At 61.8% G+C, this 18386-nt stretch carries 14 protein-coding genes and 1 pseudogene; 8 read left to right on the top strand and 7 right to left on the bottom strand.

Going from position 1 to position 18386, the window contains the following annotated elements; all coding sequences use genetic code 11:
* Positions 1-10: 10 nt before the first annotated feature.
* From ACI2JX_RS08495 to dapA, 3 genes are read right to left on the bottom strand one after another with little or no spacing between them, the layout of a single operon-like run.
* Complete coding sequence (locus ACI2JX_RS08495) at positions 11-769, bottom strand: MBL fold metallo-hydrolase (RefSeq protein ID WP_368973083.1); 759 nt, start codon at positions 767-769, stop codon at positions 11-13.
* A complete protein-coding gene (bamC, locus tag ACI2JX_RS08490) occupies positions 770-1885 on the bottom strand; it encodes an outer membrane protein assembly factor BamC (RefSeq protein WP_264236167.1) in 1116 nt (371 codons plus the stop codon).
* A 17-nt stretch (positions 1886-1902) separates the two neighbouring features.
* Positions 1903-2781, bottom strand: a complete 879-nt coding sequence (gene dapA / locus ACI2JX_RS08485; RefSeq protein WP_404689875.1) for a 4-hydroxy-tetrahydrodipicolinate synthase — start codon at positions 2779-2781, stop codon at positions 1903-1905.
* Between the two features lie 260 nt (positions 2782-3041).
* Here dapA and ACI2JX_RS08480 point away from each other — a divergent pair, with 260 nt between their 5' ends.
* Together ACI2JX_RS08480 and ACI2JX_RS08475 are read left to right on the top strand one after the other, a co-directional pair.
* A complete protein-coding gene (locus ACI2JX_RS08480; protein WP_404689874.1) occupies positions 3042-3602 on the top strand; it encodes a glycine cleavage system protein R in 561 nt (186 codons plus the stop codon).
* A 10-nt stretch (positions 3603-3612) separates the two neighbouring features.
* Complete coding sequence (locus ACI2JX_RS08475; protein WP_404689873.1) at positions 3613-4086, top strand: peroxiredoxin; 474 nt, start codon at positions 3613-3615, stop codon at positions 4084-4086.
* A gap of 33 nt (positions 4087-4119) precedes the next feature.
* Here the strand turns inward: ACI2JX_RS08475 and ACI2JX_RS08470 are convergent, their stop codons facing one another.
* The gene (locus ACI2JX_RS08470; protein ID WP_264236165.1) at positions 4120-5190 is read right to left on the bottom strand and encodes an AI-2E family transporter; all 1071 of its coding nucleotides are present in this window, start codon (positions 5188-5190) and stop codon (positions 4120-4122) included.
* 22 nt (positions 5191-5212) lie between these two features.
* Entirely contained in the window at positions 5213-5452 is a 240-nt protein-coding gene (locus tag ACI2JX_RS08465; RefSeq protein WP_186555338.1) for a sulfurtransferase TusA family protein, read from the bottom strand.
* A 120-nt stretch (positions 5453-5572) separates the two neighbouring features.
* Here ACI2JX_RS08465 and ACI2JX_RS08460 point away from each other — a divergent pair, with 120 nt between their 5' ends.
* Positions 5573-7006 carry a M48 family metalloprotease gene (locus ACI2JX_RS08460; protein WP_368973081.1) on the top strand — a complete coding sequence of 478 codons (1434 nt, stop codon included), beginning with the start codon at positions 5573-5575 and terminating at the stop codon, positions 7004-7006.
* A 101-nt stretch (positions 7007-7107) separates the two neighbouring features.
* Here the strand turns inward: ACI2JX_RS08460 and nadA are convergent, their stop codons facing one another.
* On the bottom strand, positions 7108-8166 hold the full coding sequence (gene nadA / locus ACI2JX_RS08455) for a quinolinate synthase NadA (protein ID WP_186555340.1): 1059 nt from the start codon (positions 8164-8166) through the stop codon (positions 7108-7110).
* 305 nt (positions 8167-8471) lie between these two features.
* Complete coding sequence (locus ACI2JX_RS08450; RefSeq protein WP_404689872.1) at positions 8472-9989, bottom strand: YdgA family protein; 1518 nt, start codon at positions 9987-9989, stop codon at positions 8472-8474.
* A gap of 239 nt (positions 9990-10228) precedes the next feature.
* Between ACI2JX_RS08450 and ACI2JX_RS08445 the strand changes: the two genes are divergently transcribed.
* The 5 genes and pseudogenes from ACI2JX_RS08445 to ACI2JX_RS08425 all read left to right on the top strand — a co-directional run bounded on the left by ACI2JX_RS08445 (position 10229) and on the right by ACI2JX_RS08425 (position 18381).
* The gene (locus ACI2JX_RS08445; RefSeq protein ID WP_404689871.1) at positions 10229-13390 is read left to right on the top strand and encodes a glycosyltransferase family 32 protein; all 3162 of its coding nucleotides are present in this window, start codon (positions 10229-10231) and stop codon (positions 13388-13390) included.
* A 343-nt stretch (positions 13391-13733) separates the two neighbouring features.
* On the top strand, positions 13734-15086 hold the full coding sequence (locus ACI2JX_RS08440; RefSeq protein WP_404689870.1) for an APC family permease: 1353 nt from the start codon (positions 13734-13736) through the stop codon (positions 15084-15086).
* Positions 15087-15146: 60 nt separating this feature from the next.
* Positions 15147-16415: pseudogene (locus ACI2JX_RS08435) on the top strand (HAMP domain-containing protein); the annotation flags it as partial.
* Positions 16416-16517: 102 nt separating this feature from the next.
* A complete protein-coding gene (locus tag ACI2JX_RS08430) occupies positions 16518-17273 on the top strand; it encodes a methyl-accepting chemotaxis protein (RefSeq protein WP_372353331.1) in 756 nt (251 codons plus the stop codon).
* A gap of 148 nt (positions 17274-17421) precedes the next feature.
* The gene (locus ACI2JX_RS08425; RefSeq protein ID WP_404689869.1) at positions 17422-18381 is read left to right on the top strand and encodes a cation diffusion facilitator family transporter; all 960 of its coding nucleotides are present in this window, start codon (positions 17422-17424) and stop codon (positions 18379-18381) included.
* Positions 18382-18386: the final 5 nt, after the last annotated feature.

Raw genomic sequence — 18386 nt, 5'->3', positions numbered from 1 at the left:
AGTAGTTGGGCTAGGCGATTTCGCGCCAGTCGAGCCCGTGTTCCTGATTCGCCACCTGGAGCCAGTCCGGGTCGCACCCCAAGGTGTCGACGAAGCACTGACGGGCCAGTTGTGGCAGGTTGTTCTTGCTGCTCAGATGCGCCAGCACCAGGTGCTGCAGGTGCTGCCATCCCAGCTCGGCCACCAGGTTGGCGGCCTGGTGGTTGTTCAAATGTCCTTGGTTGCCACCGACCCGCAATTTCAAGAAATGCGGGTAATGGCCGCGGGCAAGCAGGTCGCGGCAGTGGTTGGCCTCGATCAACAGTGCATCCAGGCCCTGGTAGCGCTCCAGCAGGCGTGCATCGTAGCAGCCCAGGTCAGTCAGCATGCCGAAGCGCCGACGACCGTCGCTGATCACGTACTGCAACGGCTCGTAGGCATCATGCTCGACCCGCGCCGCGCTGACCTGCAAGGCGCCAATGCCGAGGGTGTCGCCACAACCGAGAAAACCGGCCACCTCCACCGGCTTGCGCAAACCGCGCAAGGTGCCCTGGCTGAGGTAGACCGGTACATTGTAGCGCCGTGACAGCAAGCCTACGCCATGCACATGATCGGCATGCTCGTGGGTGACCAATACCGCGCTCAGTTGCGCTGCCTTGACCCCGAGCAGCGCCAGGCGCCGCTCGGTTTCGCGCAGGGAGAACCCGCAATCGACCAGGATGAACGTGTCACCACTGGCGATCAGCGTGCCGTTTCCCTGGCTGCCGCTTCCCAGTACCGCGAAGCGCACTTAACCCAGGTGATCCTGAATGGCGCTCAGCACGCGGCGGGCGACATCGGCCGGGGCCACGGTGTTGATGTTCTTCTCGACGGTAACCTGCACGCTCTCGCCGACCTTGCTCAGGCGCACCTGATAACGCTCGGCGCGTTCTTCACGCTCTTCCTTGGTCGGCTCGCTGCCGAACAGGCGGCTGAAGAAGCCTGGCTGGTTCTGCTTGTCGTCAGGTTTTTCGGACAAGTTGATGTAGTACAGGCCCAGGCTGCGGTTGATGTCTTCGACGCGCCACTCACCCTGCTCCAGGGCGCGACCTACGCCAGACCAGGCGCGGTCGAGGTCAGAACCCAGGTACAGCACCGGGTTGCCGCTGCCGTCTTCGCTCAGGCTGACGCGGCTTGGTGCGTCGAAATCACGTGCGGCCAACAGCGAGACCGAACCACCCTTCTCGGCGCTGCGGTTCATGCTGGCGAGCATTTCGTCGACCAGCAGGGCATCGACAGCGGTGTTGGTGGAGCTGGACGGGAACTCGGTCTCGGCAGTGCTGCCGGCCGGGCGCTCGGCGCTGACCACATACACCTCGGAGGTGTTGCGCTGCACACCAGGCTCCATGCGTACCCGCACCCGTACTTCGCTGTCGCTGCTGCTGGCGGAGCTGGCCAGGCGCTGGCCAAGCGATGCCGAGAGCTCATCGAAACGCTGCCAGGTGGTGGTGAATTCGCCGGTCTGCGGGCGCTCTTCGGCGATACGGAAGCCGTTGTCCTCGAAGAACTGGTGAGTCACCGGCCAGACTTCGGCTGGCGAGCGCTGGGCCAGTACCCAACGGCTGCTGCCGCTGCGCTGCAGGCTGAAGTCGCTGATATCGGCACCGGACGTCAGCGGTTGCGGACGCGGTACTTCGTACTCGCCGGTGGCGGTGTCGTCAGCCACGTTACGCGGGATCGGCAACAGCGGATCGAGGCGCTTGACGTTGGCAGCGTCCGGCGGCAGCTGCATTGGCGCGGTCGGTTGCGCCTGCAGGTAATCGCTGCCGCGGTCGCGGAAATAACCCTCGTCGCCCCACAGCCACCCGCAACCGCTGGTGCTGGAAATGATCAGGGCAAGGGCGGAAAGACCAGCCAGTCGCTTCATGCGGTGTACTTCCTCGATTAAACCAGTACGCCGGACTGGCGCAAGGCAGTACGGACTTTTTCGTGACAACCTTCGCTCAGCCAGGTCAGCGGCAGGCGAATACCTTGTTGCATCAGGCCCATTTCCACGAGCGCGTACTTCACCGGAATCGGGTTGGCTTCGCAGAACAGGTCTTTGTGCAGCGGCATGAGTTTTTGGTTGATCGCGCGGGCCTTCTCGGCATTGCCCTCAAGGGCGGCCTCGCACAGATCGGCCATTTCGCGCGGGGCGACGTTGGCGGTAACGGAGATGTTGCCTTTGCCACCCAACAAGATCAGCTCGACCGCAGTCGGATCATCGCCGGACAGGACGATGAAGTCTTTGCTGACGCCATCGATGATGGCCTTGGCGCGGTCCAGGTCGCCAGTGGCTTCCTTGATACCGATGATGTTGGGCACGGTCGACAGGCGGATCACCGTCTCGGCCTGCATGTCGCAGGAGGTGCGGCCGGGTACGTTATAGAGGATCTGCGGAATGTCGACGGCTTCGGCGATGTGCTTGAAGTGCTGGTACAAGCCTTCCTGGGTCGGCTTGTTGTAGTACGGTACCACCAGCAGGCAGGCGTCGGCGCCAGCGTTCTTGGCGTTCTGGGTCAGGTGCACGGCTTCGGAGGTGGAGTTGGCCCCGGTACCGGCGATGACCGGGATGCGCTTAGCGACCCGCTTGACCACGAACTCGATGACCTGAATGTGCTCTTCGACACTCAGGGTCGCCGACTCACCGGTGGTGCCGACAGCGACGATTGCATGCGTGCCTTTTTCCAGGTGGAAGTCTACAAGTTTGCCGAGGCTGTCCCAATCAAGACGCCCTTGTGCATCCATGGGTGTGACCAATGCCACCATACTGCCCGCAATCATGTAACTGCTCCTGCCGGAAAAAGAGAGCGGTAATGGTACTGGCGCCATCGGCCTTGCACAAGCGAAGCTGGCGGGCGGAGCATTCCCCTCGGCGCTGCTTTTCGCTACCCTTGATCCTTTGATCGGTGCAGCGCGGCCCGTCGGGCCGTCGACAGTGCTCCCCACGTGCGTCCATGAGCGCCTTCACCGGCCTGGGACCCTGCGCAAAAGGAAGCTAGCCCCCGTCCTGCCCCGACCGCTCATCGCTTTAGGAATGCTGCATGTCCACCCCCACAGTCCGCGAACAATTCCTTGTCATCAGTGCCTTGGGCCCCAACCCGATGGAGCTGGCCAACGTCCTTAGCCGCGCCGCGTTCGACAATCGTTGCGCGGTGGTCACCTCGCGTCTGTCCCGTCATGGCGAGACCAGCGCGCTGGTGCTGCAGGTCGGCGGTAGCTGGGACGCCCTGGCGCGCCTTGAAGCCATTTTGCCGGGCCTGGGCAAGAAGCACGGCCTGACCCTGGATGTGGTGCGCAGCGCCGACCAGGAAGTGCGCCCGCAGGCCCTGCCTTATGTGGCCTATGTCAGCGCCGCCTATCGCCCGGACATCATCAATGAGCTGTGCCAGTTCTTCCTCGACCACCGCGTCGAGCTCGAAGCGATGACCTGCGACACCTACCTGGCGCCGCAGACTGGCAGCAACATGCTCAACGCCCAGTTCACCGTGATCCTGCCGGCCGGCACCCAGATCAGCTGGCTGCGCGATCAGTTCCTGGACTTTGCCGACGCCCTGAACCTGGATGCGCTGATCGAACCGTGGCGCCCACAGAACCCGATGTAAGGAAACTCCCATGGCCGTAGCACTCGACCAACCCGTTGCCGACTTCCAGGCCCAGGCCACCAGTGGCCAGACCGTCAGTCTTGCTGAGCTGAAAGGCAAGCAGGTGGTGTTGTACTTCTATCCCAAGGACAGCACCCCAGGCTGCACCACCGAGGGCCAGGGCTTTCGCGACCAGCACGCGGCGTTCCAGGCTGCCAACACGGTGGTGTTTGGCGTGTCGCGTGATGGCATCAAGTCGCACGAGAACTTCAAGGCCAAGCAGGGCTTCACCTTTGAACTGATCAGCGACAAGGACGAGGCGCTGTGCCAGCTGTTCGATGTGATCAAGCTGAAGAAGCTGTACGGCAAGGAATACCTGGGCGTGGATCGCAGCACCTTCCTGATCGACAAGGATGGCGTGTTGCGTCAGGAGTGGCGTGGAGTGAAGGTGCCGGGGCATGTAGATGCCGTGCTGGCCGCGGCTCAGAACCTGAACAAGGCTTGAGATCGACTGGGGCCGCAAAGCGGCCCCAATTCTTTACAGCAACGGCGCCACCGCTGGCTCCTGCCTGGGCCAGGCATCCAGCACCGCCTTGAACAAGGTCGCCAGCGGGATGGCAAAGAAGATCCCCCAGAACCCCCAAAGCCCGCCAAACAGCAACACCGCACAGATGATCGCCACCGGGTGCAAGCTCACCGCCTCGGAGAACAGCAGCGGCACCAGCACGTTGCCATCCAGCGCCTGGATAATTGCGTACACCGCCATCAGGTAGATGAACTGGTCGCCCCAGCCCCACTGGAACAGCGCGATCAAGGTCACCGGCACGGTCACCACCACCGCCCCTACGTACGGCACCACCACCGACAGCCCCACCAATAACGCCAGCAGCGCCGCATAGTTGAGCCCCAGGCTGATGAAGGCGATGTAGGTGGCAATCCCGCAGATCAGGATTTCGATGCCCTTGCCGCGAATATAGTTGGCGATCTGCCGGTTCATCTCATCGCCCACCCGGGTCAGCAGGGTGCGCTCACGCGGCAGATAGCCGCTGACCCAGCGCGCGATCAACTCGCGGTCCTTGAGGAAGAAGAACACCAGGATCGGCACCAGCACCAGGTAGATCATCGCGTTGACCAGCAGCGGCAGGCTCGACAGCGAGAAGGTCAGCGCCCATTGGCCGAACTTGCCGATCTCGTCCCGCACCGACTCGATGGCGCGCAGCACTTGCTCATCAGATACCAGGTGCGGATAGCGCTCCGGCAGCAGCAACAGCAACGACTGCCACTTGCCGAGCATGCCCGGCAACTCGTTGAACAGGGTGATCAACTGGTGCCAGAGCAGCGGCACCAGCACCAGCAGGAACACCCCAAGGGCACCCATGAACAAGGCGAAGACCAGCCCCACGGCATACCGACTAGGGACTTTCAGCCGCTCCAGGGCATTGACCAGCCCCTGCATCAGAAACGCCAGGACCAAACCCGCCAGCACCGGGGCGAGCATGCCGCCGAGGGTCAATACCGCCGTGAAGGCCAGGACCAGCAGGACCGCCAGCACCACCGCTTCTTCGTCGGAGAAGTAGCGCTGCATCCAGTCGCGAAGCACTTTGAACATTGACGATCCTTGGGAGAAAAACTCAGGCCTTGCGCAGCCAGTAGGTATAGATGCCGGACTCGGCTGTTTCATGCAGCAGGGTATGACCGGACAAGCGGGCAAAAGTGCTGAAGTCGCGCTGCGAACCGGCATCGGTGGCGATCACCTTGAGCACCGCGCCACTGGCCAGGCGATTGAGTTCCATCTTGGCCTTGAGCAGCGGCAATGGGCAGTTCAGACCACTGGCGTCGAGTTCGGCGTCGCAGGTCAGGCTATCGATCATTCGCGGGGCTCCTGGCGAGGGCAACAGTGCATGGCAGACAAGACTCGTAGGATACCGCCACTGGTCGCCAAGGTGTGAGCCAGCTACAGTACGGACTTTGATCCGACGCGAGCTTCGTGCATGAATCTACTGCGCCCCACCCTGCTGACGCTGGCCTGCCTGCTGGCCCTGCCCGGCCATGCTGACGACCTGCCGTCACTGGGCGATGCCAGTTCCGCGATCGTTTCCCCACAGCAGGAGCATGAGCTGGGCCGCGCCTGGCTCAGCTTGCTGCGCGGCAACGTCAGGCAGCTGAACGACCCGCAGCTCAAGGACTACGTCGAAACCAGCGTGTACAAGCTGGCCGAGACCAGCCAGCTGCAAGACCGGCGCCTGGAATTCATCCTGATCGACAGCCGTGAGCTCAACGCGTTTGCCGCCCCCGGCGGGATCGTCGGGGTCAACGGCGGGCTGTTCCTCAATGCCCAGAGCGAAGGTGAATACGCCTCGGTACTGGCGCACGAACTGGCGCACTTGTCGCAACGCCACTTCGCCCGTGGAGTCGAGGCGCAACAGCGCATGCAACTGCCGATGATGGCCGCGCTGCTGGCCGGTATCGTCCTGGCTGCGGGCGGTGGTGGTGACGCCGGCATTGGCTTGATCGCCGGCACCCAGGCGGCGGCAATCCAGGAGCAACGGCGCTTCTCCCGGCAGAACGAACAGGAAGCCGACCGCATCGGCATCCAGAACCTGGAAAAAGCCGGCTATGACCCGCGCACCATGCCGAGCATGTTCGAGCGCCTGGCCCGTCAGTATCGCTACGGTGCCAAGCCGCCGGAGTTCCTGCTGACTCACCCGGTGACCGAGTCGCGTATCGCCGACACCCGCAACCGTGCCGAGCAGATGCCCAAAGGCGGCGTTGAAGACAGCCTGCGCTACCAGTTGATCCGCGCCCGCGTCGCCTTGACCTATGAGGAAACACCGGGGCTGGCAGCCAAGCGCTTCCGTGACCAGCTCGACCAGAACCCTAACCTGGATGCTGCACGCTATGGCCTGGCCCTGGCGCAGATCAAGGGTGGGCGGCTCAACGAAGCGCGCGAGAACCTCAAGCCGTTGCTGGCAAAGGCGCCCAACGACATCACCTACAACCTGGCCCAGGTTGACCTGGACATCACCAACAATCGCCTGGCCGATGCGCAGCAGCGCATTGAAAAGTTGCGCGGGCTGTATCCGAACAACTATCCCCTGCAGCAGGCGCGGGCTGATTTGCTGATCAAGCAGAGCAAGCCGGCTGAAGCGGAGAAAGTGCTGGATGATCTGGTCAAGAAGCGTCCTGATGACCCGGATGTTTGGTACGAGGTGGCTGAGGTGCGTGGGCTGTCGGGCAATACCATTGGCTTGCATCGGGCACGCGCCGAGTACTTCACCTTGGTGGGCGACTTTGATCAGGCGGTGCAGCAGCTTGATTTCGCCAAGCGCCGGGCGGGGAGCAACTTCCCGCTGGCGTCACAGATCGATGCCCGGCAGCGGCAGATCCTGGAGCAGCAGCGGATGGTCAAGGACATGATGCGCTAAGGCTCTACACCCCATCGCGGGGCAAGCCCGCTCCCACGCCAACCCAGTATCGTAGGGTGAGCGTGGGAGCGGGCTTGCCCCGCGATTGCTTACTGAAGACCTCAGGCGTTACCCGATAGCTTCAACCGCGCTGCCTGGGTGAAATCGAGCATCCGGTTGAGCGGCTTGATCGCTCGCGGAATCAACGCCGGATCAACGAAGATCTCGTTAGTGCCCTTCTGCAGGCAATCAAGCGTACGCTCCAGGGTGTTCATCGCCATCCACGGACAATGTGCACAGCTACGGCACGCGGCACCATTGCCCGCCGTCGGCGCGGCAACGAACTCCTTGTCCGGGCACAGCTGCTGCATCTTGTAGAAGATGCCGCTGTCGGTCGCGACGATGAAGGTCTTGTTCGGCAAGGTCTGCGCGGCCTTGATCAGCTGGCTGGTGGAGCCCACCGCATCGGCCAGGTCGATCACCGACTCGGGCGACTCCGGGTGCACCAGGATCGCCGCATCGGGATACAGCGCCTTCATGTCGGCCAGCTGGCGCGACTTGAATTCTTCGTGAACGATGCACGCGCCATCCCACAGCAGCATGTCGGCGCCGGTTTTTTTCTGGATGTAGCGGCCCAGGTGCTGGTCCGGGCCCCAGATGATGGTTTCGCCGTTGTCCATCAAGGTCTCGACGATTTCCAGCGCGCAGCTGGAAGTCACGACCCAGTCGGCCCGCGCTTTGACCGCTGCCGAGGTGTTGGCATAGACCACCACGGTACGCTCGGGGTGCTTGTCGCAGAACGCCGAGAACTCCTCCACCGGGCAGCCCAGGTCGAGCGAGCAGGTCGCTTCGAGGGTTGGCATCAGGATGCGTTTTTCCGGGGTGAGGATCTTGGCGGTCTCGCCCATGAAGCGCACGCCGGCGACGATCACCGTGTCGGCGGGGTGATTCTTGCCGAAACGGGCCATTTCCAGGGAGTCGGACACACAGCCGCCGGTCTCTTCGGCCAGCGCCTGGATCACCGGATCACAGTAGAAATGGGCGACCAGAACGGCGTTCTGGGCCTTGAGTTCGGCGGCGATGGCCGCACGGTACTCGGCCTCCTGCGCGGGGGTCAGGGGGTTGGGCTGCTTGGCATCAAGGTGGGCTTGAACCAACAGGCGTTCGGAAATCTGGGTCATGATCGCTGGACCTGCGGGCGCGCGTGCGCGTCAGTCGAGTGTATCACCCGGCCCTGGCAGATCGGCTAGTGGTGCCGGACGGCAGGCACGCCGTCGCGGCCCTCTGCGGGCGCGGATTATTATCGCGCCGAAGGCTACAGACAATCAGGTCAATGCAAAAGCGATTTTTGTGACAGTCAATCGGCGTCCACTGGCAACGCGCTCTGCCAGCTGCTCTGGCCTCTTCGCGGGCAAGCCCGCTCCCACAGGGGCCGCGTCGACCGATCGGTCAACGCTATTGCTGTGGGAACAGGTTTACTCAGGCTTCAGCCTTGCGGCGACAGCGCGGCCAGATGCGCACCGAGGATCATCGCGAACTCCTCGACCGTCATCTTCTTACCGTTGAAGTCGACCATGCCATCGGCATAGTGCAGGCTGGACACCACATCATTGCCCTGCACAGTGGCCATGCCGCTTTGCAGCGCCATCATGCCGACCATCTCGCCTGCCTGGCTCGATTGCTGGGCAATCGCTTGGGCGTCGGTCTGCCCTTCGAGCAGCGCCTGCAGCGTTGCCAGGTCGCCGATCATCGGCTTGGACAACGACAGCTGACTCTTCAACTGGCTGACCAGCTGCTTGCCTAGTTGATCAGGCGGCAAGTCGAACGAGCTCGGGTTGGCGAAATCCAGCGCCAGGCTGAAACGGCTCTCGCCATTGGCCGTCTTGAACGACAGTTGTTCCAGCGCCAGCTTCGGCTTGGCGGCGAGGATCTTTTGCAAGTCGGCCTGCACCTTGACCTTCTCTTCTTCGGTCATGTCGAAGGTCGGGAATGGCTGGCCGGCCGCCTGGGCTTGCTGCATTTCTTGCACTTCAGGCAGCTTGGTCTGGTACCACTCGGCCAACGACTGGAATGCCGGAATGTCGAGCGACTTGACCGTTACCACCATCTGCCCACTGCCAACCGCACGGCCGGCATAGCTGATGTCGTTGACCTTGTACTCGATACGGCCACCCATGGTGTCCGGGCCTTCGGCGCTGTACAGGTTGTTTTGCTCCAGCCCCTTGAGCAGCAGCACGTCTTGCTTAGGCCCCAGGGTCGCCTGGGCTTGTGCCAGGGCCAGGTCAAGGTTACCGACATACACCAGGTCATGGCCGGTGCTCGCCAGGTCGCCACCGATCTTCAGGCCTTCGAACTTGAAGGTAGCGGGCGGATGATCATCACCGACCAGTTTCATTTCCAGGCGCTCGGCAGTGCCGTGGATCTTCACCGCCTTGCCTTGCTCATCGCCGCTGAGCTGCAACTGCATACCGGAGAAGTCCAGGGTGTTGCCGTTGTCTTCGTTGAGCTTGAGCGGCGCCAGGTGGATATCGCTGTCGATAGTACCGGTGTAGCCGAGGCTGACCTGGCCGGTCACTGGCGACTGGTCGCCGGCGGCGGCAAACCAGGCGGCGGTAAAATCGTCTTTTTCCAGGGTGCTGTTGCTGGTGGCCAGGACCGGCATCAACTTGAATGCCTTGACCCGCGACCAGGGAAACGGGCCGTGCTCGATCTGGTCGACGATACCCACGTCAAAACTCAGTGGCGCGCCCTCGCCCAGCCACACATCCTTGGCCTTGAGCCGGTAATGCGCAGTGCTGGTAAAGAAGTGCTGCTCCAACGAGGCCAGCTCAAGGGTCATGCTACCGCCTGTGCCGGCCACGGCCTTCTTCAGTTCTTGGTTAGCACGGCTGACGGAACTGTCCAACTGGGCAGGCAGTTGCTTGCCGGTGTACCAGGCGCCAGCGGTGACTGCGACGGCGATGGCGACCGCCAGGCCGGAAAGGATGCCTACTGATTTCTTCATGAATTGAACCGATTGCTGTCCATAGGGGGTAGTGAGCGACTCGCTTGACGAAAATCGCGCGCGCTAAGATTACACTGTAAGGCCGCGTCTGGCCGGACAATTTGGCCATGCAAATGGCGTCTGGGCATGACAGCATTCGCCCGCCATCACTGGGCAAAGGTGCGGTAACTATCTACCGCGTCCGGCTTGCCCACCCAGCACACGCTCAACGTCCCTAGTCGTTATTCAGGAAGACCGACGTGAGCTACCAGCCGACTTTTCCAGAGTACCCTGCACTGGGTGAGCCCTTCTCGCCCGAACCTGCTACCCAGCCCGACACCTCGTTCAGCCGCGGCCAACACGCTTTGCTATCGATTATTCCTGCCACGCCCGAACAGGATGAAGATGTGCTGCTGTCGATCAAGCAAGTATTCGACCGGGAACAGGTGAGTCTAGAGACACCCCAGGACTACGCCGACCAGCAGATTCGCAAATACCTTGAGCAGCAAGGCATAGACGATGATCCAGAAGATTTGATCCTGGCCACGCTTTACCTGCACTTGGTTAACATCACCCCAGGCCCATGGCAGGCACAGGTGGCCCATGCCATGACCCTGCCGCAAGCATTGATCGGCAACTGGCAGCAACGGGGTAGTGGCTCATGGTCAGATCACCTCGGCTACCCCATGACCTGGAGCAAGAACGGCTATGCGGTTAGCACACTGGTAAACCTCAGCGACGGCCAATTGGCCGATTCGCGCTCATACGATGGCGTGTACCGGCGTACCTCGCCGCAGGTTTACGACGCCTCGAACCAGGTAGACCTGGACCCAAGAGCGTTTCTCGAATTCGTTTGGAATGCACAGCTGCAAGCGCATTTTCTGACCCACCTCAACCGTTTTTGGACTGAGCACGAAAGCGACTATCACCTGATGCTCAAGGGCAATGTGGTCCACGCCGCGCTGCTGCAACGTGACGAGGGCTCGCTGAGCGCCGAGCATTCGGCACTGGTGCTCAAGAGCATGATGCTTCACCCCGATACCAGCTGGGAAAACACCTCCTATCGCTATTTTGCCGAAAATCCGATTTCAATTAATCATACGATCGCTGAACTACGCATCTATGGCTATGCCGCGTCAGACATCATGGTATTCGGTGACAAGCGCAAAGCCGATGTGGTGCTGTACATCCCCGGTAATTCCTCGCCCCTGCAGGGTTTCACCAATACCCATGAGCTGCGCATATGGCTGCAGCAGCAATGCCGTGACCCCCACAAGCGCGCTTCGCTGGCCAGCCACTTCAGCTCTGCGGATAGGCTCGATGGCGCGTTTCTCAGCGGTGTGGATACTGCTCTTCGAGGCGTGGCTGCCTATCCGCGCATACTCGACCAGGCCACTGGGCTGTGGGTGCCGGACAAAATCATCAGCGTTGGCCCAGCCCTGTATCCGTATCCCTTCACCTCTATGCGCAGGCAGATCAAGCAACGTTTCTACGCCGATGCCAGACACGACATCGCCACTCAAAGCGAGTACTACCGCAAGCAGCTGGCGCAAGGCCTGGAGGTGACGGTCAATGTCATCGGCGCGATTGCCCTGGCGCTGCCGGAGCTGGCACCGGTAGTCGCGGTACTCGGCACTGGCCTGCTGGCGGTGGGCGTGGGCGAGATCAGCGCAGCCAAGAATGAGCAGGAAACGGTCGAAGGCATCGGTCGAGTGGCGTTCGGACTGCTCAATGCGCTGCCGCTGATCGGTGAAGCGTCACAGCTTGCCAGGTCCAAGGTACTGCTCAGCGAAGAACAGCTGGCTGCGACAGAGGCCGTAGAGCGCGCCCAGCAGCGTCAGGCCGAAAGCGCACAGCAGGTAGCTCCTGAAGCTGCACCGCTCGCTAATTGGCCTTTGATCGACGAGCTAAAAGTGCTGCGCCCCCAACTCGACAGCCTGCAACCGGAACTGCGCAACCGACTCACCCAGCTCAAAGCGTCCTCCACGATACGCGTCACAGGCGGCGGCAAAGGCACCTTCCTGGACAACGGCAAACTGTATGTCAACATCCGCCATGATGTGTATCGGGTCGAGTGGCTGGAGCACGAGCAGCAGCTGCGGATTCGCTCGGCAGACGATCCACGCGAGTGGGGGCCGTTCCTGAAGGCGACCGAAGACGGCTACTGGGACATCGAGTTGCGCTTCGGGCTGCGCGGCGGCAACACCTCTTTCACCACGATCAGCAGCCCGCCCCTGCCTACGCGGGTCGTTGAGGGCATACAACGTCAGCCTCTGATACCGAGAGTGGAGGTCACGGTGCCGTTGGATGACATCATCGAGGAGCACACTCGTTTTTACGTGCGCATGAAAATCCAGTTACCCGGCGAAGCGGACATCATTGAGGATGAGGTCCCAGTCTACTACGACGCCGATGCTGCTACCTGGCGCACCTTTAAAGGTGATTACGCATGGCGAGAAGAGCCGTTGTTGCAAACGAAGGTCCGCTGGAAAACGGGAACGGCTAGAGACTTCGAGCGCGTGCGCCACCGGCTCCCGGTAGAAAACCACTTCATCGAGTACCGATTCCCTGACCTGCCTCAGCTACCGCAGCAAACCACGCCGGTTAAGAACGAGATACACATGATCTGGGTCGGTGAAAACAAGCTTCCCGACAAATTGAGCTGGAACATCAAGGAGAACGCCGATAACGCAAACTATCGTTTCATTCTCCATGTAGACGGCGGCGCACCTACGCTTGCCGCTATACGCCAGTCCCTCGAAGCAACCAGCGTTGAAGTCCGCAGCCTGCACGATCAAGCGTTCTTCACGCAGTTCATCAACAGCTCCGAAGGCGACGGTTTCAACTACTTCCGCAGTCCTGACAGCCCGGCAGGTAACCTGGCGGCGGCCGCGGACTTCCTGCGCTATAGGCTGATTTACGAATATGGCGGGATCTATATGGATGTCGATGACAAGCTTGTCTCGGTCATTGCCAAAGAGCTGCCGGCGGCGCCGCACGATGTATTGCTGGGTAATCGTTTTCGAATGCCCTGGAACGGAAATAAGCTGATTGGCAACGCCCATTTCGCCAGCCACGCAAACAACCCGGTACTGAAAAAAATCCTGGAGACTGCGAATCATCGGTTCCGTCTATTATCCGAGGCATTCAAGACAACCCCCCGCATCAAGACAGCTGAAGCGCTTCTCCAGTCTATGAGCACGATTTCTGAAGTGTGTGGCCCAAGAGTGCTGAATGACGTGCTACTTGCACACCGGCCTGACTATGCGAGGCTGATGGAGTACATCAAGGCCGATGCCCGGATAATCTCCAGAGAATATGAACGCTGGTGCGACGCCGCCTTGGACCACTACTTCCCCTTCAGGCTTGACGGCCCTGTGCCGATTAAGGCCGGCAACGCACACACCTGGGAAAACAGCTGACACCTAGAGCGTATGTGAGTCGCCTGGCTGCGCAGATGCTAGGCGACCCGCGTGAACGTTTTTCTTTACACAAAATACCAACTCACCCCAAAAATTTCGTTAAAAATGGTCAAAAAGACCCTTTTATATCGATATCAATCTGCTTCAGAAGTCGGTCGTCATGTTTAACTTGACACCTCCTGCCCCCCCGTTGATTATTTTTACCGCCTCGCAATACCCGCCTCCCATCACAGGAGGCGTCACGCCGCTCCAACATAAAAGGTGAACAATATGGAGCTCATCCGCTTGACCTTGCCGTGCCCGCACGCCGCGTCCGCTGTCCATGCCCAGGAGCCCCGCCAGCATGCAGCATGACCAGAGCGCCTCGGCAAACAGCCAGTTTCGCAAGTCCCTGCGCCTTTGGCAGGTCGTGATCATTGGCCTGGCGTACCTCACGCCAATGACCGTATTCGACACCTTCGGCATCGTCTCCGGGATCACCGCCGGGCACGTGCCCAGTGCCTATATTCTGGCGCTGCTCGGCGTGCTGTTCACCGCCGTGAGTTACGGCACCCTGGTGCGGCGCTTCCCACAGTCTGGTTCGGCTTACACCTACACCCAGCGGGCGATCAATCCACACGTGGGTTTTCTGGTGGGTTGGTCGTCTTTGCTCGACTACCTGCTGCTGCCGATGGTCAATGCGCTGCTGGCCAAGCTCTACCTCTCGGCGATGTTCCCCGAAGTCCCGCAATGGATCTGGGTGGCCGGCTTCGTCACCCTGATCAGCCTGATCAATATGCGCAGCATCAACCTGGTGGCGCACTTCAACGCCCTGTTCGTGGCGGTGCAAGTGGTGATCATCGCGGTGTTCATCTACCTCTGCGTGCGCGGCCTGGACCACGGCGAGGGCATGGGCACCGCCTGGAGCCTGGCGCCGTTCGCGGATGCGCAGACCCAGTTCAGCGCACTGGCTGCCGGGGCGACGATCTTGTGCTTCTCGTTCCTGGGCTTCGATGCGGTGACCTGCCTGTCTGAAGAAACCCGCGACCCGTGCAAGACCATCCCACGGGCGATCTTCCTCACCGCACTGATTGGCGGTGCGGTGTTTATCCTGGTGTCGTACTTCATCCAGGCGTACTTCCCGACCATGCAGCGCTTCCACGACCAGCAAGCGGCCCTGCCGGAGATCGCCCTGTACGTGGGCGGCAAGCTGTTCCAGTCGGTGTTCATCGCCTGCACGGTAATCAATACCATCGCCTCGGGGCTGGCCTCGCAGACCAGCGTGTCGCGCCTGCTGTATGTGATGGGTCGCGACAAAGTGATCCCCAGCGGGGTGTTCGCCCGCCTCCATTCGCGCTACCAGACCCCGGTACTGAACATTGCGGTGGTCGGCTTGATCGCGCTGTCGGCGATCTTCTTCGACCTGGTGACCGCCACCTCGGTGATCAACTTTGGCGCGTTGGTGGCCTTCAGCTTCGTCAACCTGTCGGTGATCAACCATTGTTACCTGCGCGAGAAACGCAACAAGGGCCTGGCCAACCACCTCAAGTACCTGGTCCTGCCGACCATAGGTTTTTGCATCATCGTCTCGCTGTGGCTGGACCTCAACGAACACTCGTTACTGTTCGGTGGCGCCTGGGCGCTGGCCGGGTTGATCTACCTCGGCTGGCTGACCAAAGCCTTCCGGGTAGCACCGCCAAACTGCATCGCTGAATGACCACCCTGCGACGCCCGCCTGATCGCGGGCGTTGCCCTTTTCTCGACAAGGAATGCTGCCATGCTGCTGCGCCGCCTCTCCATCCAGTGGAAGATCACCCTGCTCGCCGGCCTGTGCCTGCTGGTGATCGTCGCCCTGCTGGTGGCCACTTCGCTGACCCAGGCCCGACGCGGCGCGGCGCAGGTCTTCACGGCCAACACCGAATTGCTCGATCACAGCGCGCGCCTGCGCCTGCAAGCCCACGCTGAAACCCAAGCGCTGCGCATCCAGCGCTACTTCATGGATGCTTATCAATACGGCAATGGCTTTGCCCGCCTGGTGCAGGTGCTCAAGCAGCGTGGTGACGCCGATCTGCGCGCCGAGCTGACCACTCAGGCCCGCGCCGCCTTGGCCGGCAACCCAGACCTGATCGGTCTGTACCTGGTATTCGCGCCCAATGCGCTCGACCAGCGCGACGCCAGCTTCGTCAATCACGATGCCCAGGGCAGCAACGACAGCGGCCGCTTCTCGCTGTACTGGTCGCAGCCACGCCCCGGCACCCTGGAGTCAGAGGCCATGCCCGAATCGATGCTGGCCGACACCAGCGTCGGCGCCAATGGCTCGCCCTACAACCGCTGGCTGACCTGCCCGCAGGAAACCGCCAAGGCCTGCGTGCTCGATCCGTATTTCGATGAGGTCAATGGCCGCCAGGTACTGATGACCAGCATTGCCCTGCCCTTGCTGGAAAACGGCAAGGTGGTCGGCGTGGTTGGCCTGGATATCGGCTTGGACAACTTGCAGCAACTGAGCCTGGCGGGACGTCAGGAATTGTTCGACGGCCAGGGCCAGGTCAGCATCGTCAGCCCGGTCGGGTTGCTCGCCGGACACAGCCGCGACAGTGCCCAGCTGAGCAAGACCCTGGAACAGACCTTTGGCCCGCAGGCGCACGAATTGCTCGCCAGCATGCGCGCAGGCCAACCAGTACAGCGCCTGGATGAGGGCCAGATGCGCATCTCCCACCCGTTCGCTCCGATCCCCGGCGCTGCGCCCTGGCAGGTGCTGCTGGAGCTGCCCGAAGCGGTGTTGCAAGCCCCGGCGATTGCCCTCAACCAACGCCTGGACGCACGCAACCAAGCCGCCAATGTCACCAGCCTGGTGATAGGTCTGGTGGCTGCGGTGCTAGGCCTGCTGCTGGTCTGGCTGACCGCCTGCGGCGTGACCCGGCCGATTCTCGCCGTGGCCGAGCGCCTGCGCGACATCGCCAGTGGCGAAGGCGACCTGACCCGCCGCCTGGACTATGCCCGCCAGGACGAGCTGGGCCAATTGACCGGTTGGTTCAACCGCTTCCTGGACAAGCTGCAACCGGTGATTGCCCAGGTCAAAGGCTCGCTACACGAAGCACGCGATACTGCCGATCAGTCCGCAGCCATCGCCAGTCAGACCAGCAACGGCATGCAGCAACAGCAACGCGAGATCGAACAGGTGGCCACCGCCGCCAACGAGATGAGCGCCACCGCCCAGGACGTCGCCCACAACGCAGCGCAGGCCGCGCAAGCGGCGCGCGGCGCTGATCAGGCCAGCCGTGAAGGCTTGCAGCGGATCTCCGGCACCCGCCAAACCATCGTCCGTCTGGCCAGCGATATGGACGCCGCCATGGACGAGGCGCGCGCACTGGAGAGCCGCAGCGAGCAGATCGGCTCAGTGCTTGAGGTGATTCGCGCGATAGCCGAACAGACCAACCTGTTGGCCCTGAACGCCGCCATCGAAGCCGCCCGCGCCGGCGAAGCTGGACGCGGCTTTGCCGTGGTGGCCGATGAAGTACGCAACCTGGCCCAGCGCACCCAAGTGTCGGTGGAAGAGATTCGCCAGGTGATCGAAGGCCTGCAACAGGGTACTCGCGATGTGGTCGGGGCCATGCACGAGGGCCAGCGCCAGGCTCAGGACAGTGCCAGCCAGATGGAACAGGCCTTGCCTGCACTGCAGCGAATCGGTGAGGCTGTGGCGGTGATCACCGACATGAACCTGCAGATTGCCTCGGCTGCCGAGGAGCAGAGCGCAGTGGCGGAAGAGGTCAACCGCAACGTGGCGGGGATTCGTGATGTCACCGAGTCGCTGTCGGGCCAAGCCGATGAGTCGGCGCGGATCAGCCAGGCGTTGAACCGGCTGGCCAATCAGCAGCAAGCATTGATGGAACAGTTCCGCGTCTAGTCAGTGGCGGCCCGATCGCGGGGCAAGCCCGCTCCCACGCTCCCCCTGCCAAGGGGCTGCCATGCCTTGGCATCGTGGGAGCGGGCTTGCCCCGCGATCGGGCTGCCACTGACATCCACAGCATTAGCGCCTTAAAAGAGTTTTAGTTATGGAAACACCAAGCAAACCGGCATTCTTCGACATCACCAGCGAGCAAGGCCTGCTGCGCACCTCGATTGCCGTCACCCTGTTCATCGCCACCATCGGCATCGCCTTCGGCCTGGCCTCGGGTTCGTTCTCGATCGTCTTCGATGGCGTCTACTCGCTGGTCGACGCCAGCATGAGCGGCTTGTCGCTGGTGGTGGTCAAGCTGATCACCGCCCACGTCACCAGCAAACAAATGTCGCGCAAGCTGCGCGAGCGCTTCACCATGGGCTTCTGGCACCTGGAACCGATGGTACTGGCGCTCAATGGCATCCTGCTCAGTGGCGTTGCGGTCTATGCACTGATCAACGCCGTGAGCAGCCTGCTCGAAGGCGGGCGCCATCTGGAGTTCGGTATTGCCTTGATCTACGCAGTGCTGACGGTGATCGCCTGTATCACCATCGCCGTGGTCGAAGCGCGGGCCAACCGCACACTCAACTCAGACTTCGTGCGCATGGACGTCAAGGGCTGGGTGATGTCGGCCAGCATCACTGCCGCGCTGTTGATCGCCTTCTGCGTCGGCTTCGCCATCCAGGGCACTGAGTGGCAATGGATTTCGCCCTACATCGACCCGGCCGTGCTGGCCCTGGTGTGCCTGGTGATCATCCCGTTGCCGCTATCGGTGGTGCGCCAGGCCATGGCCGAGATCTTCCTGGTGACGCCAAGCGATCTGAAGCAACACGTCGACAACGTGGCCCAGGCGTTCGTCGCCAAGCACGGCTTGCAGTCGTACCGCGCCTATGTGGCCAAGGTCGGACGCTCGCGGGAGATCGAGCTGTACTTCATCGTGCCCACGACAATGGCCGCCAGAACCATCAGCGAGTGGGATGCCCTGCGCAACGAGATCGGCGATGCGGTCGGCGGCGAAGGGCCGGATCGCTGGATCACGGTCGTGTTCACTGGCGATCCGGAATGGGCCGAATAGCCGTG

The sequence above is a fragment of the Pseudomonas sp. NPDC088890 genome (genome assembly GCF_044900155.1).
Classification (GTDB): Bacteria; Pseudomonadota; Gammaproteobacteria; order Pseudomonadales; family Pseudomonadaceae; genus Aquipseudomonas; species Aquipseudomonas urmiensis.
The sequence above is the reverse complement of the archived record's forward strand: the minus strand, read 5'-3'. Positions and strand labels throughout refer to the sequence as shown.